We start from the raw sequence: 17,125 nt of genomic DNA, 5'->3' as shown, positions 1-17,125 counted from the left end.
GAAGGTGGAAGAACAGTAGCTTCAGGAGTAGTTGCAACTATTATTAAATAATTCTGATTTCTTTTTAGATTAATTTATTTGAGATAGGATTTTATAATCAAAAATAATTTAAATAGCACTCGACTAAATGAATTTTTGCTAAATTTATCGTAGTGCTATTGTTTTTAAAAAAATAAAGCACATGTTAGTAAAAAAAATAGATTTTATTTTTTAAAGAATAATATATAAAAAAATTTGGATTTCTTTAAAAATACTAAACAAGGTTAAAAGATAAATTCAAAACAATTGTAGGATTCAAATGCTTTAGTAATGGGAAATCATTAAATGAGATTAGTTTATTAAAAAATTTATAATTATTTAGAAATTTTAAAAAAAACTTTACAAATTCATATTATTATGGTAAAATTAGCTGTGAATTGTTAAGATATATATTTGTTAAAATTATTTTTAGGAGGAAAAAAACAATGAAAAAATTATTAGGAGTATTAGCATTAGTTTTAAGCGTATCTAGTTTAGCAATCGCTGATCAAGAACAAGATACATTAAAAGAAATTCATTTCTCTTCAGAATTAAGACAAACTTACACAGACAAAAAATCAAATACAGGAAATGGATTAGGAACTGCAGGATTTAGAGGAGAAAACAAAGAAAATACTAGATGGAGAAATGTCCTTGGTGGAGATTTACATTTAGTAGATGAAGGAAATTTAGGATTAAGATTTGAATTCCAAAATGATCAAGATAAATTGAAAAATGATTTTGATTATGAAAACAAAAAATTAGTAACAAATGGAACTTATGACAAATCTCAAACTTGGGAAAATGATATCGCATTATACAGAGATATTACATTAGGTTCTTGGACTTCTAAATGGGATTTAGGATGGAAATATAAAGCTACAAATGGTAACGGTAGATATGCAGGACATAGAGGAACATCAAATGAAATCTATTTAGGACCAACATTTGGAATCCATTTCTTAGGTCAAAATTTCAATGCAAAAACACAATTCGTATATTTTGATCAATCAGGAGAAAAAAGTGCAGATAATGCATGGTCTGGAAATGATTTCAAAAATGGAAAAACAAGTGGTGTAGGAGCTAACTTTGATTTAGCAACTAACGGTAAAGTTTTTGATAATGGAGCAGGAAATTTAAATTATTATGTTACATTAAACAATCATTTAAGAGATGCAAAAGGTAGATTAGTTGAAACTGGAAAAGATGCTAGATCTACTGTATATTTAGACTATGTAGTAGGAGCTACTTATAAAACACCTGAATTAGCAGGATTCTATGGATTAGTTAATACTGAAAATGAATGGGAAAAACAAACTGCTAGACACGGATTTTCAAATAACTTCTCAGTATGGACTGGATTAGGATATAGAAAAGGACTTGATTTGTCAGTAGGAACATTAACATTAAATCCTGAAGTTAAATATAAAGTTGTTCATAAAGAAACTGTTAAAGGATATGCTAACGATGGACGTTACACAAATTCTGATAAATACACAAGAGAATACAATGAATTAAGAGCAGGATTAAACGTTGGATTAGAAGTTAAATAGTTTCAAATTAAATAGATTAATATAGAAGGGATGAGATAATTTATTTCATCTCTTTTTTATAGAGGATCTTAATCTCTTGCTATAAAAAAGTAAATAAAATATCATTTTTATTTTCCAAATATGATTTAGTATTAAATAAGTTTAAGTAGATTTCTAGCAAATTGATAAAAAAAGAATTTCCTGAAATAATGGGAAATTGCGGGGAAAATACTTTTGGGGTAGAAGTTATTTAGTTGTGAATATTGAAGATGTACTATTTAGAAATAATTAAAAAATATATTCAAAATAAAAAGAAAGTGTGTAATTTTATAAAATATAATTTAGTATTCAAATATAGAATTTATTTAAATGAAGAACAAAAATTAATGATAAATAGAAGTTTTGAATGTATTAGTTTTGTTTATAGTATAGTTACTAATAAAAAGAGTAAAAAAATTTTAAAATAAGTTGACAAAATTAAAAAAATATATTATAATAATTGAGTAATTTAAAAATTAGCCCGAGTGGTGAAATTGGTAGACGCAACGGACTCAAAATCCGTCGATTTTATATCGTGCCGGTTCGACTCCGGCCTCGGGCACCAATAATATAATAATTAAATTTTTTCATAATAAATTACACTCTACACTTTAGGGTGTTTTTTATTTAATTCTAAAATTTTTACTTTATTTAATGGTAAAAATTTCTTGAAATTCTAAAATAAAAATGATACCATTATGATAAGAGAAAATAAACTTGAAAAATATAGATTTTGACTTGGATAGTATTGGAGAACTATTTGAGTGGAAAATATATCATATTTACAGCAATTCAAAAGCTATTCAGGAAAAATCAAAAAAAATTAAAAAAGAAAACAAAATTTGGAGGGAAAAAGTGGGAAAAAGAGCAACAATAATAACTTATGGTTGTCAGATGAATGTAAATGAAAGTGCAAAAATGAAGCAGATGTTGCAGACAATGGGATACAGCATGACTGAAGATATTGAAAATACAGATTTGGTATTTTTAAATACTTGTACAGTTAGAGAAGGTGCAGCCGTTAAAGTGTATGGAAAACTTGGAGATTTGAAGAGAATTAAAGAAGAAAAGGATGGGAAAATGATTATCGGAGTAACAGGGTGCTTAGCTCAGGAAGTGAGAGATGAGTTTATTAAAAAGACGCCTTATGTTGACTTGGTGCTTGGAAATCAAAATATTGGGAGAATTCCTGATCTTTTGGAAAGAATTGAGGCTGGGGAAGAAACTCATATTGTTATGGTAGAAGATGAGGATGAATTGCCGACTAGAGTGGATGCTGACTTTGGAGATGATATTGTGGCTTCCATTTCAATAACTTATGGATGTAATAATTACTGTACTTTCTGTATTGTGCCTTATGTACGTGGAATGGAACGTTCTGTGCCTCTTAATGAAGTCGTGAGGGATGTCGAGCAGTATACTAAGAAGGGATATAAGGAAATATTGTTTTTGGGTCAAAATGTAAATTCTTATGGAAGTGATTTTGCAAATGGAAAAGATAATTTTGCTGAACTTTTGGAGCAAAGTGCAAATGTGGAAGGAGATTTTTGGATAAAATATGTATCGCCACATCCAAAGGACTTTAGTGACGAAGTAATTGATACAATTGCAAGAAATCCTAAAATAGCAAGAATGTTGCATCTTCCATTGCAATCAGGTTCTACAAAAATTTTGAATGCAATGAACAGAGGATATACAAAAGAGGAATTTATAGCTCTTGCTAAAAAAATTAAAGAAAAAGTACCTGATATTGGACTTACAACAGATATTATTGTAGGATTTCCAGGTGAAACTGATGAAGATTTTCAAGATACGATGGATGTTGTAAATGAAGTTGGGTTTGAAAATGCGTTTATGTTTATGTATTCTAAAAGAACAGGAACTCCTGCGGCTACAATGGAAGGGCAAGTTGATGAAAAGATAAAAAATGAAAGATTGCAGCAGCTTATGAGATTACAAAATATGAAAGCAAAGGAAGAAAGTCAAAAGTATTTAGGAAAAATTGTAAAAGTTTTAGTTGAAGGGCCGAGTAGAAAAAATCCTGAAATGTTGACAGGTAGAAGTTCTACACATAAAATAGTTTTGTTTAAGAGTGATAGAAAAGATTTAAAGGGAAAATTTGTAAATACAAGAATTTATGATGCTAAAACATGGACATTATATGGAGAGATAGTGGAGGAATAAAATGGTAAAGAAAGAGATTGAAACTGAAAAAGGCTTGGAAGAACAGTCGGAAACGTCAAGACCACGTAGGGGACGTCCAAGAAAGACTGAAACAGAAAATTCAGAAGTATTGGAAGAAAAGAAACATAAAGATGATGAAAACTTAAATTCTGAAGAAGAAATGATAAAGGATATTTTGTCAGAAAGTGTAATTAAGTTAAAAAAAATGGCAAAAGAATATAAAATTGAAGGTTTTTCAGGAATGTCAAAACTTGAACTTATAAATGCTATTTTGATTAAAAAAGGTGAGGAGAGAGGAAAAACCTATGGATTTGGGAAACTGGATGTAATAGGTGATGGAAATTATGGATTTTTGAGAAATACTTCAATTGGACCTGATGTGTATGTATCAATTTCTCAAATAAAGAGATTTTTTTTGAGAAATGAAGATATTGTATTCGGAGAATTAAGAATTCCGATTGGAACAGAAAAAAATTATGGGATTTTGAAAGTTTTGCTTGTAAATGGGGACTTGCCTGAAAAATCATTGGAACGTCCATATTTTGATGATTTAGTGCCATCTTATCCAGATGAAAAATTAAATTTAGGTGGTGGAGAAATTTCATCAAGAATTATAGATCTTGTTTCGCCTATTGGGAAAGGGCAGCGGGGACTTATAGTTGCACCTCCAAAAGCCGGGAAAACTGTACTTCTTTCAACACTTGCAAATGATATTATAAAATATAATCCAGAAATTGATGTCTGGATACTGTTAATTGATGAACGGCCTGAGGAAGTTACGGATATTAAGGAAAATGTGAAGGATGCGGAAGTTTATTCGGCGACTTTTGATGAAGATCCAAGAGTTCATACGGAAGTTACGGAAAATGTGCTTCAGATGGCAAAAAGACAAGTGGAACGTGGAAAAGATATTTTAATTCTTATGGACAGCTTGACAAGGCTTGCACGTTCGTATAACATTACTATTCCATCAAGCGGAAAGTTAATTTCAGGTGGAATTGACCCAAATGCGCTTTATTATCCAAAGAGATTTTTAGGAGCTGCAAGAAATATAAAAAATGGTGGAAGTTTAACAATTATTGCAACGGCTCTTGTTGAAACTGGAAGCAGAATGGATGAAGTGATTTTTGAGGAATTTAAAGGTACAGGAAATATGGAAATTATTTTAAGCAGAACGCTTGAGCAGTTGAGAATATTTCCGGCAATTGATGTACTGAAAAGCGGCACAAGACGTGAGGAGCTTTTAATTCCAAGACAAAATTTGGAAAAAATATGGAAATTGCGAAGAGAATTAAATGAAATGTCTGAAGTTGAAGGAACAAGAAATTTAATTGAGCTTATAAAAAAATATAAAAATAATGATGAACTATTGGAAGATTTGTATAAATCAAAGAAAAAATAGATCTGAGACAGAAGGAGAGTAAAAAAATGTTTGGAAATGTAAAAAATGAAGCAGGATTACTATTTAGTAAAGAGAATTTTAAATTGGTAAAAAAAGTTTTGAAAAAGGATGAAAAAATTGCTAAGCATAATCATGAAAATGAAGAAATTATTTTTACAGTTTTAAAAGGTAAAATGGAAATATTTTTGAATGAAACTGAAAAGCATGTTTTAGTTCCAGGGGATATTTTGAATTTTGATGGAATAAATTTTATTAATGGTATTGCTCTGGAAGATTCTGAAGTTAGTGTTACATTGGTAAAAAAATAAAGATTAAAAAAGGGGCCAAAAAATCCCCTTTATTTTTTATTTATAAGTTATTTTATTTTTATTTTTGCTAAAAATTAAATTTAGTGTTGATATTAAAATATAAAGATATACTAAATATGGCATAGCTCCTATTTTATGGAATCCAGTAAAAATAATTGTAAAAATGAAAATTCCGAGAGTAAGTAAAATCATATTTCCTAATTCCTTTAACATTTCTTCTTTTACATCGTAACCAAATACCACAGGACGAAAAACTTTGTTTATAATTTTTACAAAAGGATTTAATATTAATAGGACATAAAACAATGTTTCATTTTTAATTCCAAGTACTGATAAAAGCCCGATTACAAGTCCTAACATTATTCCGTAGTATATTTTTCCTGGTGCAGATGATGGGCTTGTTGGCATATCTGTTGCCATAAAGATTCCTGTTAATAATAATCCTCCAGTTGAAACGTTGATATTGTTTTTTAAAAATATTGAAATTAGAAAAAATGTGGCAAATAAGCTTACTGGAATATGCCATGAAATTCGATTTTTTAACAACAGGTATAGTCCTCCTAAAATTAAAGCAAATGCAGAGTAAGCACCAACATATCCTGAAGGAGTTAATAGTAATCCGTCTAAGTAATTTGTAATTGAAGAATTATGAAGTCCTGCAAAAAATTTTATTTTAGATAATTGTAATAATTTTTGACTAAACCATATTGTTCCAGAAGACATTGTTGATGAAAAAAATACAGTCATAAATTCCCGACCGACTACTGCAGGATTAAAAATATTTTTCCCGATTCCGCCATAAATTAATTTTCCAAAAATAACTGCCATACAAGCTCCAAAAATAACTATAGGTAATGGAGTTAATGGAGCAAGTGTCATAGCCAGCAAGATACCTGTTATAACTGCTGACAAGTCATGAACAGAATTTTTATCATTTAAAAAATATTTTGAAAAAAGTTTTTCGGTAACCACAGCAGATAATACAGAAGTTGCAATTAAAAGAAGTACTTTTGTTCCATAAACCAAAGCTGAGGCAATAATAGCTGGAAATAATGCTATAATTACATCTTTCATAATATTTCTTATTTCAATTTCAGTTCTGATATATGGAGTAAATGAAAAAACTTGTGATTTTCTTTTTTTAAAAAATATTTCTATTATTTTTTTCCTTTTGATTTTTTCTTCACTTTCTGAAGTTTCTTTTTTAGAAAATATTTTTTTTATATCAATTTTTTCTTTTTTTGGTAATTCTTTTTCTTTTTTAGCTTCTATTTTTTTAATTTTTTTAGTTGTATTTAAATTATTTAGATTTTTTGTTTTACTGTCGGTTCTGTTTATTTCAGAGTTTTGAAAATGATTGTTTTGTAATTTTTCAATTTTTTTATTTTTTGGAAGATTATGAACTGTCGAATCTAAAAGTGTGTCATCATTATCTAAAAGACCGTTTTTGCTAATATTATTTTTTTTGTCTAATATTTCTTCCATTAAAGATTTTTCGTTATTTTTCATTATTTTTTACCTCCAATTCCGACAAAATTAATTTTCCATTTTTTATACTTTCTATCAAAGGAACTCTTGAAGGGCATACAAATTCACAAGCTCCACATTCGATACAGTTTTTAATGTTGGCTGTTTGCATTTTTTCGTATTTTCCATTTTTGTAATAATCTGCAAATTCAAAAGGCATTAAATTCATTGGGCAAGATTCTACGCAATATCCGCAAGAAATACAGTTTTTACGTTCTATTTCCTCTACATCTAAAAATAATATTCCAGAAGTTCCTTTTATTACTGATATTCTGGAATCAAAAATTTCTATTCCCATCATTGGTCCTCCAAAAATTACTTTATCTTCATTAGTAATTTTTAATTCTCTTACGATGTGATAAAGTGGAGTTCCAAATTTTAATTTGTAATTTCCGATATTTTTTGCTTTTTCTCCAGAAATCGTAACAATTCTTTCAATAAGAGGTTCTCCTTCAAAAAATGCATTATAGATAGCTTTAACTGTACTTACATTACTTACAATTATACCTTTTTCAAGTGGTAATTCTCCTTTTTTTACTTTTTTTCCTGTAATTGTGTTTATTAATTGTAATTCACTTCCTTGTGGATAAATTGTGGGAAGTAATTTTATTTTTATTTTAAATTCCTCTTCTGCTTGTGCTTTTTCAAATATTTCGACTAACTCACTATTTTCTTCTTCAATTCCAATTACAATTTCTTTTGGGTTTAATAATTTTTTTATAACTTTTAAACCGTTTAAGATTTCTTTTGTAAAATTTTTCATAACAGAATAGTCACAAGTTAAATATGGTTCACATTCAGCACCATTTATTATAAAAGTTTCAACTTTTTTAAATTTTATATCATATTTTATATGTGTAGGAAATTGTGCTCCTCCGAGTCCAACTATACCAGCTTCTTTGATTATTTTAAAAATTTCATCTTTTTTTATTAATTTCAAATCACGAAGTTCTCTTTTTATCAAATTTTCTTCCTTATTTTGAAAATCATTTGCAATAATAATTGTTTTTACTTTTTTTCCACTAACTGTAAGATGGTCAACAACATCAACAACATCTCCAGAAACTGGCGAATGAATATTAGCCGAAATATTTCCTGAAACTTCTCCTATTTTTTCATATTTTTTCACATAATCTCCAATTTCTACTATTGGAATTGATGGACTTCCTATATGCTGTGAAAGGGGGATGTAAAAAAGACTGGAATCTTTAATTTCTTTTATCTCGGTATTTTTTGTCATTGGTTTCATTGATTGACGTTTTTCATTTGTATTTTTTTTTACTTTCTTCTCATTTTCATTAATATTTTTGTTCAAAAGTATGTTTGCTATTCGTTTCAAACTTATTCTTCTAATCATTTTTATCTCCATTTTTTTATTAATTTTTTATTTTTTATTAAGGTGGTGATATTTTTGACAGGTAAAAAAATTCTGATTAGCTAAGATATAAAGCGATTTATTAATAATCAGAAAACAAGGGGTTTTTACCCCTCGTTTCTAAACTGGTTATTACAATTTTAATTAATTTGTTGTCATAAGTTCATCTATCAGATCTTTTACATGCACAAGTTTTTTTAATCTCCATCCATTAGCTCCTGAGAAAAATAATCCACTTTGAAGTCTGCCAAGATAAGCATCCCCTAAGCTATTTGCAATACAGTATCCTACTTTGTTTGCCCCTTTTCCGTGTTCACATGGGAATACGCAATTGCTTATACATTGAATTTTTTTTGTATTAGGTTCTAATGTTTTAATTAGGTTTGTCTTTACTGCACGTCCAGGATAACCGACTGGAGAACTTACGATTACAATGTCTTCCTTTTTTGCATTAAGTAATACTTGTTTTAGCACATCACTTGCATCACATTCATAAGTACCGATAAATCTTGTACCCATCTGAACGGCATCTGCCCCAAGTGCCATAATATTTTTAATATCGTTATTATCCCATATTCCACCTGCTGCAATAATAGGAAAATCTCCCCATTTGTCACGTTCTTCCTTTATTGGTGGCAAGATGGCTTCTAGCTGATGTTCAGGAGCAAATAGTTCTTCATATTTTGCACCTTGGTGACCTCCACTTTTTGGACCTTCTACGATTACAGCTCCTGGCATTTTTCCAGCAGCCTTCCATTTTTTACAGATTATTTTTAATGCTCTGGCTGATGAAACTATTGGAACGATTTCTACATCTGGATAATCTTTTACAAGTTTTGGAAGTTCTAGCGGAAGTCCTGCTCCAGTAACAATGATATTTGCTCCTGCTTCAAGAGCATCTTTTACAACTCTTCCATAATCATTTATTGCGTGAAGAATGTTACAAGCAAGAGGTCTGTCTCCGCAAATTTTTCTTGCATTTTTAAATATTTCAAAAAGAGCTTCACGATTATAGGCGTTTTCTGTTCCGAGAGGACGTCCATTTACAGCTTTTTTTACAAATTTCATATTTTGGTAGTATCCAGTACAAATTGCGCTTATTGTTCCAAGACATCCATTTTTTGCTACATTTCCAGCAAGCCTGTCCCAGCTTATTCCAACTCCCATTCCACCTTGGACAATTGGTTTTTCAATAAAATATTTTCCTATTTTGATTCCTTTTAGTTCAATTTTTTTATTTTCATTTGAATTTATAGAATTTTCTTTTTTTATTTCTGATATTTCATTCACTTTGATTTCCTCCAATTTTATAATTTTTTTAAATAATTTTTTTGTTAAATGGAGGAGCTCTGCAAATTTTTGTGTTTGAACTTATTGAAATATAGTTTAATAGAATATAAAAAAATAAATAAAGTTTTTGTAAAATTTCTAATATTTTTTTTATTCTTTCAATAATTTTACTTCTAATATCATTTTCAATAAAATTTTTATATCCATTAGCACAAAGCCGTTCAAAATTTTCAACAATTTTTTTTAAATCTACATTTTCCAAAAAAGATAAATCAATACCTGAATTGGAAATATATTTATCCAAAGCTTTCAAAAATTTATCACTTTTGCTGATAACAATATTTTTATTTTTTTTATATAATAAAGCAACGTTTTCAATATTTAAAAAATTTATTTTAGAAAAAGTACCAAAGTAATCTTTTTTTGTTATTTGATCAAAAAAATTTGATATGACCGACTGTACAACTTTTGACAGTTTTTTTAGCCGAAATTTTTCAAACATAAAACCTCCTTTATTATTTAAATTATTTTGATATTAAAAAAATTGTTTATACAACAGATGTTATTCTAATTATATAATGTTTTTGTAATTTTTACAATTAAATATTTTTATTTTGTAATTCAAAATATTTTCTGAATACAAACATAGAGCTAAAAATAACAATTTTTTCTAAAACAGTGATTTATATAGTGTCAAAAAACTTGCTGATATTCAGACAATTTTGCCAATACATAAAAAAAATTCCAAAGGTAAAAAATTTTTATCAATATTGCCAAAAAATTGCAATCTTATAAATTTTAGAGTATAATATATACTAAAGAATATTAAAATTATTGAACTTTTTTCATAATTTTATATAAAAATCAAATATTCTAAAACTAAGGATTTTGTTCCTTGTACAAATAAAAGTAATTAAGAAAAAATAAAGGAGGTTTTATGGTTGCAACAATACAAGTTAACAAACAAAGTATAAGACGGCTGCTAGAAAGTGGAAAAGAGCAGATGTTTTTAATACCAGAATATCAAAGACCATATTCCTGGACTGAAAATGAGACTAAGACATTATTTTACGATCTTTTGGAGTTTACAGAAAGTGAGTCGAAAAAAAATAGTGAAGTAGAAGGGACATATTTTTTAGGAAGTATCGTTTCTTATGAAAATGAAGATGGAGAACAGGAAATCATTGATGGACAGCAAAGGATTACTTCATTGTTCTTGCTTCTTCGTGCAATTTATACAAAATTGACTTCTTATAAGGAAAAAACTGTTGAGCAGGAAAACTTTATAAGACAGATTCAGCCTGCACTTTGGAAACAGGAAAAATTGACTGGAGAAGTTGATTATAAGAGCGTGCTGATTACATCACGAGTTATAGATAATGAAGGGAATAAGATTTTACAAAATATTTTGGAAACAGGAATTGCTGATCCAAAAGCAAATGATAATTATTCTAAAAATTATATATTGTTTCAAAAGTTATTTGACAAACTTTGTGAATTAAGCCCAACTTTAATGCTGGAATTTATTTACTACACATTAAATAAGGTAGTAGTTTTTCCAATAAAAACAGATTCTCAAGATGATGCCCTAAGCGTATTTTCTACTTTGAATGACAGAGGATTGCCATTATCTGAAGCGGATATATTTAAGGCAAAAATGTATAATAGAATAAAAAAAGAATATAAGAAAATGTTTATTAAGCAATGGAAAAATCTAAGTGAACGGGCAACCTATGCCAGAGAAAATGTAAAACAGCTATTTTATTACTATATGTTCTATTTAAGGGCAGTAGAAAAGGATATTGCAACAACTACACTTGGACTTAGACGTTTTTATTCAAAAAATGGATTTAAAAGACTTTATAAGTCAAATTTACTAAAACATCTGGATCAAATTCTGGATTTATGGGTTGTAATGAATAGGCATGAATCTATTGACGACAAATCTTGGACTGAAAATGTAAATATTATTAAAATTTTAGATACTTTGTCGGCATATCCAAATGAATCTTGGAAATATCCAGTTGTTGTATATTATTTGTCACATGGAGAAAAGGAAAATTTTGAAACATGTTTTTTAAAATTTTTAAGAAAGCTGTTTTTGGAATTAACTGCCAATTATCTGGTAACACCTAGTGTTTCTGCAGTAAAAGCTGATATTTTAAAATTAAATGTTGATATAGTTGATAATATTTCCCCAAAAGTCGCATTTAAGAATATTCCAATTACAATATTGCAAGAAAAAGTTAAGACTCCAAATAAAAATCTTGTGCGTATGATTTTAAAAATGGTTGTCTATAATAATCAAGATGAACTATTACCTGAAAAATGGGAAGTTGAATATATATTACCACAAAAATGGAGTGACCGGTTTACAGAAAGTGTCGAAAATAAAGAAGTTAAGAAGCATATAAATTATATAGGAAATAAGATTCCGTTTGAAAGAAGATTGTCAATTAAAGCTACAGAAAACTTCTTTGAAAAGAAAAAGATAAGTTATAAAAAATCTAAAATTAAATATGTTAGAGAATTGATTCCAGATGATAAGAATGACTGGACTTTTGAAGATATTGAAACAAGAAACAAAAAAGTAGCTGAAGAACTTGTTAAATTATTTATTACTTGGAATGGAGAATATGAATTTTAAAGGAGAAAAATTTGGAAAGTTTTATTTTTTTAGGAATTATTTTGCTAGTTGGAGCAATAACAAATAATAAGTCTATTGTTTGGGCAACAATTTTTGTATTAATTTTAAAATCTTTATTTAATATTACTGAATATTATAAAATAAAGGGAATTAATATTGAAGGATTTATGACTCAATTTAGGAAGGAAGGAATAAGCTGGGGAGTGCTAATAATTACAATTGCAATTTTGATTCCTATTGCAACTGGGGAAATTGGTTTTTCCCATCTGCTTTCTGCCTTTAAATCCCCAGTTGGATGGGTTGCGATTATAAGTGGAATTACAGTTTCCATTCTTTCTTCCAAAGGAGTCGGACTTCTTTCAGGGCAGCCTGAAATCACAGTTGCCCTTGTAATTGGGACAATAATGGGAGTTGTGTTTTTTAAAGGAATCGCAGCAGGGCCAGTTATTGCCAGCGGAATTACATTTTGTATTTTAAAGGTGATGGAATTATTTTTAAGGCATTGATTTTGTTTAAAGGCTATTTTTTATAAAAAAACAGCAAAAATTAAAAAAGTAAAGAAATAGTATTGACAAAAACTATAGAGTATGGTATTATAAATAAGCTAGTTTATTCTGGTAATACCAATATTTTATTGGGAGGGATAGAAACGATGAGAGTACAAGTTATTTTAGAATGCACTGAAACTAAGTTAAGACATTATGTTACAACTAAAAATAAAAAAACTCATCCTGAAAGATTAGAGATGAGAAAATATAATCCAGTGCTTAAAAGACATTCTCTTTACAGAGAAGTTAAATAATCTCATAAAAATAGATAGGTCAGTAGTTCAATTGGTAGAGCGTCGGTCTCCAAAACCGAAAGTTGCGGGTTCGATTCCTGCCTGGCCTGCCATTTTATTTTATGAGAATTTTTTTTAATGAAAAGATTGGTTATAATTTTGGAATTGAAAATTAAAATCAAGTTTGTTCGTTAAAGTGAGAGAATTTAGTTTTTTTTGTTAAAATTCTTGGATGATTCTAGGAGATAATTATGAGTAAATTTAATTTAAAAGATGCTATTGGAAATTTACGTGAAGAATATAAAAAAATATATTGGCCAAATAAAACTGAAATTTATCACGTTACTGTGATTATAATTTTAATGACAGCTTTTATAGCTATATATACACTTCTTTTTGATACAGCATTTAATTTTGTGTTGGCAAAAATAAGTGAGATTCTAAGAAACATTTTAGGAGGAGCGTAAATTGACTGAAGCAAGAGAAAAAGTTGAAGATGAAGTTGCATACGAAAAAAAATGGTATATAATTCACACTTATTCCGGTTATGAAAAAAAAGTGGCTGCTGATTTGGAAAAAAGAATAGAGTCACTTAATTTGACAGACAGAGTTTTTAGAATTTTGGTACCTGAAGAAGAGGTGCTGGAAGAAAAGCGTGGAAAAATGGTAAAAGTTCCAAGAAAACTTTTTCCAAGTTACGTAATGATAGAAATGCTTTCTGTTAAAGAAGAAAATGAGTTGGGATTAGGATACCGTGTTGATAGTGATGCTTGGTATGTGATAAGAAATACTAATGGAGTTACTGGATTTGTTGGAGTTGGGAGTGATCCGATACCATTATCTGATGAGGAAGCGTCTAATTTACTTTCTAAAATTGGAATTGATATTAATAGCGACGAAAAAACGCCAAGACTTGATATTAATTTTAAAGTTGGTGAAGTCGTTACTGTTAAAGGTGGTTCGTTTGATGGACAACAAGGAGAAATTTCAGAAATTGACTATGAACATGGTAAAATAAAAGTAATGCTTGAAGTATTAGGACGTTTAACTCCAGTAGAAGTAGAGCATACTGAAATAGAAAAAATAGATTATTAAAATTTGGAAACAAAAAAGTATTATTTTTAAAGAAAAGTATTATTAAAGAATAACAATTAGCAAAATTTTAATTTGAAAGAAAAAGTGGGAGATTTAGCAATTCAATTACCACAGAGGAGGAAAAATGGCTAAAGAAGTAATCGGAAAGATTAAATTACAATTAGAAGCGGGGAAAGCAAATCCAGCACCACCAGTAGGGCCTGCATTAGGACAACATGGTGTAAATATTGCAGAATTTTGTAAAGCATTTAATGCTCAAACACAAGATAAAATGGGATTTGTAATTCCAGTAGAAATTACTGTTTATGCAGACAGAAGTTTTACATTTGTTTTAAAAACACCGCCTGCATCAGATTTATTAAAAAAAGCAGCTAAAGTTAAAAAAGGTGCTGGAAATTCATTAAAAGAAGTTGCTGGTACTATAACTAAAGCTCAATTACAAGAAATTGCAGAAACTAAAATGCCAGATTTAAATGCTGGATCAGTTGAAGCAGCTATGAACATTATTGCAGGAACTGCAAGAAGTATGGGAATCAAAATTTCTGAATAATTTAAATATAAAAATATAGAGATAAATAATTAAATGATTATTAGAACAAGTGGAAGGTTATAAAACCAATGACCACAGAGGAGGAAATAATAAATGGCAAAAAGAGGAAAAAGATATAACGATATTTCTCAAAAAGTAGATAAAGTGAAAGTTTATACACCAGAAGAAGCATTAGAATTAGTTTTTGAAACTAAAAGTGCAAAATTTGTAGAAACAGTAGAATTGGCAATAAGATTGGGAGTAGATCCAAGACATGCTGATCAACAAATAAGAGGTACAGTTTCATTACCAAACGGAACAGGTAAAAAAGTAAGAATTTTGGCTATTACAAGTGGAGAAAACATTGATAAAGCATTAGCAGCAGGAGCAGATTTTGCTGGAGATGATGAATATATCAATAAAATCCAAGGTGGATGGTTAGATTTTGACTTAGTAATTGCTACACCTGATATGATGCCTAAATTAGGAAGATTAGGAAGAATTTTAGGAACTAAAGGACTTATGCCTAACCCTAAATCAGGAACAGTTACAACAAACATTGAACAAACAATTCAAGAATTTAAAAAAGGAAAAGTTGCATTTAAAATTGACAAATTAGGATCAATTCACTTACCAATTGGTAAAGTTGATTTTACAAAAGAAGCTATTGTAGAAAACTTCAAAGTAGCATTAGATCAAATTATCAAATTAAAACCAGCTTCTTCAAAAGGACAATATTTAAGAACAGTTGCAATCTCATTAACTATGGGACCTGGAATTAAAATTGATCCATTATTAGTTGGAGCATTTGTAGCTAAATAGTAAATAATCATATAATAAAATTGCCGAGTAGATTTTTTCTGTTCGGTAATTTATAATAGAGTTAGCAATAAATTTTTAAAATATACTTGCAATTTTTTAAAAGTTGTTGTATAATAATATATATTGGTTTATAATATAGTAAATCATATAAATATAACCAAAGACAGTAGGTAGAATAATATTCTTTAAACCCTACCGAGGTGAATATTATTACAAATAGATATTAAACTTAAAATAATAGATATTTTATATAGTATGATACCTCTGGGCTTATTGTTTTTGTTTCAGAGGTTTTTAATATAGGAGGTGAAATGAATTGCCAGCACAAGAAAAATTAGAAGCTGTAAAAAATTTAGTTGAAAAATTAAAGGATGCTAAAGCAGTAGTGTTTGTTGATTATAAAGGGATTAGTGTTAATGAAGATACTGAACTTCGTAAAAATGCTAGAGAAACTGGAGTTGAATATTTTGTTGCTAAAAACAGATTGTTCAAAATAGCATTGAAAGAAGCAGGATTTGATACAAATGTTGATGACTTGCTTGAAGGAACTACATCGTTTGCAGTAGGATACGAAGATGGAGTTGCACCTTCTAAATTGATTTTTAACTTTGCAAAAAAATTAACAGATAGATTATCAATTAAAGGTGGATTACTAGAATCTGAAAGAGTTGATGTGCCGACTGTTGAAGCATTGGCTAAGTTGCCGTCAAGAGACGAATTACTTGCTCAAGTTGCTTATGGATTGTTATCGCCAGTTAGAATGTTGGCTGTTGCATTAACAAATGTTGCAGAACAAAAAGAAACTGGAGCGGTAGCAGAATAATTATAAAAATATTAATAAACTAAAAAAATAAATTAAATTAAGAAAAATTAGGAGGAAATAAAATAATGGCATTTAATAAAGAACAATTTATAGAAGACTTAAAAGCTATGTCTGTATTAGAGTTAAAAGAAGTAGTTGAAGCTATTGAAGAAACATTTGGAGTATCAGCTCAACCAGTAGCAGTTGCAGGAGGAGCAGCAGCAGGAGGAGCAGCTGAAGAAAAAACTGAATTTGATGTAATCTTAGTATCTCCAGGAGGAGCTAAATTAGCAGTAATTAAAGAAGTAAGAGGAATTACTGGATTAGGACTTAAAGAAGCTAAAGAATTAGTTGAAGCTGGTGGAAAAGCAGTTAAAGAAGGAGTTTCTAAAGACGAAGCTGAAGAAATTAAAGGTAAATTAGAAGCTGCAGGAGCAACTGTAGAAGTTAAATAGTCAAAATTAAATCAATAGTGAAGACACTCTTAGACATATAGAGAGTGTCTTTTTCCACTATAAAACATTAAAATTGAATATATACTCGAACCTATTTAAAATTAAACTATTAAAAATTATATAAATTTAGAGTTTGAGTAAAATAATCATAGCTTTTGAATCTGATTATAAATTCAATTTTACTATGATATAGCAATTTTAATTTAAAACGTTAGTAAAAAATCAGGATAACTTTATAGCTGATATATTTCTTTTTACAATTTTTATTTTAATTTTTTAAATGAAATGGCTATAACTTATTCTTTTTTGTATTAATTTT

At 28.6% G+C, this 17,125-nt stretch carries 18 protein-coding genes, 2 tRNA genes and 1 other annotated feature; of the genes, 16 read left to right on the top strand and 4 right to left on the bottom strand.

Annotation, left to right across the window (positions count from 1 at the left end):
- Window positions 1-464: 464 nt before the first annotated feature.
- The 6 genes from ACO409_RS00970 to ACO409_RS00945 all read left to right on the top strand — a co-directional run bounded on the left by ACO409_RS00970 (window position 465) and on the right by ACO409_RS00945 (window position 5,483).
- Window positions 465-1,571, top strand: coding sequence for a hypothetical protein (locus tag ACO409_RS00970; protein WP_485553978.1), 1,107 nt, complete (start codon window positions 465-467; stop codon window positions 1,569-1,571).
- 248 nt (window positions 1,572-1,819) lie between these two features.
- Window positions 1,820-2,017, top strand: a complete 198-nt coding sequence (locus tag ACO409_RS00965) for a helix-turn-helix domain-containing protein (RefSeq protein WP_485553976.1) — start codon at window positions 1,820-1,822, stop codon at window positions 2,015-2,017.
- 51 nt (window positions 2,018-2,068) lie between these two features.
- A tRNA-Leu gene (locus tag ACO409_RS00960) sits at window positions 2,069-2,154 on the top strand.
- A 290-nt stretch (window positions 2,155-2,444) separates the two neighbouring features.
- A complete protein-coding gene (gene miaB, locus ACO409_RS00955; protein ID WP_485553986.1) occupies window positions 2,445-3,773 on the top strand; it encodes a tRNA (N6-isopentenyl adenosine(37)-C2)-methylthiotransferase MiaB in 1,329 nt (442 codons plus the stop codon).
- 160 nt (window positions 3,774-3,933) lie between these two features.
- The gene (gene rho, locus ACO409_RS00950; protein ID WP_485553984.1) at window positions 3,934-5,175 is read left to right on the top strand and encodes a transcription termination factor Rho; all 1,242 of its coding nucleotides are present in this window, start codon (window positions 3,934-3,936) and stop codon (window positions 5,173-5,175) included.
- Window positions 5,176-5,201: 26 nt separating this feature from the next.
- Complete coding sequence (locus ACO409_RS00945) at window positions 5,202-5,483, top strand: cupin domain-containing protein (protein WP_485553974.1); 282 nt, start codon at window positions 5,202-5,204, stop codon at window positions 5,481-5,483.
- Between the two features lie 36 nt (window positions 5,484-5,519).
- On the opposite strand, the gene ACO409_RS00940 is transcribed toward ACO409_RS00945, so the two are convergent.
- From ACO409_RS00940 to ACO409_RS00925, 4 genes are all read right to left on the bottom strand, one after another.
- Entirely contained in the window at window positions 5,520-6,992 is a 1,473-nt protein-coding gene (locus ACO409_RS00940; RefSeq protein ID WP_485553972.1) for an RnfABCDGE type electron transport complex subunit D, read from the bottom strand.
- The gene (gene rsxC / locus ACO409_RS00935) at window positions 6,982-8,367 is read right to left on the bottom strand and encodes an electron transport complex subunit RsxC (RefSeq protein WP_485553970.1); all 1,386 of its coding nucleotides are present in this window, start codon (window positions 8,365-8,367) and stop codon (window positions 6,982-6,984) included. Before rsxC ends, ACO409_RS00940 begins: the two co-directional genes overlap by 11 nt.
- 162 nt (window positions 8,368-8,529) lie before the next feature.
- Window positions 8,530-9,666 (bottom strand): nitronate monooxygenase, encoded by a 1,137-nt coding sequence (locus ACO409_RS00930; protein WP_485553982.1) that lies wholly within the window; start codon window positions 9,664-9,666, stop codon window positions 8,530-8,532.
- 37 nt (window positions 9,667-9,703) lie between these two features.
- A complete protein-coding gene (locus ACO409_RS00925; protein WP_485553968.1) occupies window positions 9,704-10,177 on the bottom strand; it encodes a hypothetical protein in 474 nt (157 codons plus the stop codon).
- A gap of 435 nt (window positions 10,178-10,612) precedes the next feature.
- On the opposite strand from ACO409_RS00925, the gene ACO409_RS00920 reads away from it, so the two are divergent.
- From ACO409_RS00920 to rplL, 10 genes are all read left to right on the top strand, one after another.
- Window positions 10,613-12,322, top strand: coding sequence for a DUF262 domain-containing protein (locus ACO409_RS00920; RefSeq protein ID WP_485553966.1), 1,710 nt, complete (start codon window positions 10,613-10,615; stop codon window positions 12,320-12,322).
- A gap of 11 nt (window positions 12,323-12,333) precedes the next feature.
- Window positions 12,334-12,828: a DUF441 domain-containing protein gene (locus tag ACO409_RS00915; protein ID WP_018450977.1), complete on the top strand. Its 495-nt coding sequence runs from the start codon at window positions 12,334-12,336 to the stop codon at window positions 12,826-12,828.
- Between the two features lie 146 nt (window positions 12,829-12,974).
- The gene (gene rpmG, locus ACO409_RS00910) at window positions 12,975-13,124 is read left to right on the top strand and encodes a 50S ribosomal protein L33 (protein ID WP_006807173.1); all 150 of its coding nucleotides are present in this window, start codon (window positions 12,975-12,977) and stop codon (window positions 13,122-13,124) included.
- A 16-nt stretch (window positions 13,125-13,140) separates the two neighbouring features.
- Window positions 13,141-13,216: transfer RNA gene (locus ACO409_RS00905), tRNA-Trp, on the top strand.
- Between the two features lie 138 nt (window positions 13,217-13,354).
- A complete protein-coding gene (gene secE / locus ACO409_RS00900) occupies window positions 13,355-13,570 on the top strand; it encodes a preprotein translocase subunit SecE (protein WP_485553963.1) in 216 nt (71 codons plus the stop codon).
- A gap of 1 nt (window position 13,571) precedes the next feature.
- On the top strand, window positions 13,572-14,198 hold the full coding sequence (gene nusG / locus ACO409_RS00895) for a transcription termination/antitermination protein NusG (protein ID WP_485553961.1): 627 nt from the start codon (window positions 13,572-13,574) through the stop codon (window positions 14,196-14,198).
- A 124-nt stretch (window positions 14,199-14,322) separates the two neighbouring features.
- On the top strand, window positions 14,323-14,748 hold the full coding sequence (gene rplK, locus ACO409_RS00890) for a 50S ribosomal protein L11 (protein ID WP_485553959.1): 426 nt from the start codon (window positions 14,323-14,325) through the stop codon (window positions 14,746-14,748).
- A 93-nt stretch (window positions 14,749-14,841) separates the two neighbouring features.
- Window positions 14,842-15,549, top strand: coding sequence for a 50S ribosomal protein L1 (rplA, locus tag ACO409_RS00885; protein WP_485553957.1), 708 nt, complete (start codon window positions 14,842-14,844; stop codon window positions 15,547-15,549).
- Between the two features lie 139 nt (window positions 15,550-15,688).
- Window positions 15,689-15,855: a sequence feature (ribosomal protein L10 leader region), on the top strand.
- A gap of 10 nt (window positions 15,856-15,865) precedes the next feature.
- On the top strand, window positions 15,866-16,372 hold the full coding sequence (gene rplJ, locus ACO409_RS00880) for a 50S ribosomal protein L10 (protein WP_485553955.1): 507 nt from the start codon (window positions 15,866-15,868) through the stop codon (window positions 16,370-16,372).
- Between the two features lie 65 nt (window positions 16,373-16,437).
- Window positions 16,438-16,806, top strand: a complete 369-nt coding sequence (gene rplL, locus ACO409_RS00875; protein ID WP_485553953.1) for a 50S ribosomal protein L7/L12 — start codon at window positions 16,438-16,440, stop codon at window positions 16,804-16,806.
- The last annotated feature ends 319 nt before the right edge of the window (window positions 16,807-17,125 follow it).

The sequence above is a fragment of the Leptotrichia sp. genome, from assembly GCF_057270615.1.
Note: the sequence above shows the minus strand (reverse complement) of the source record. Positions and strands in the feature narration are given on the sequence as shown.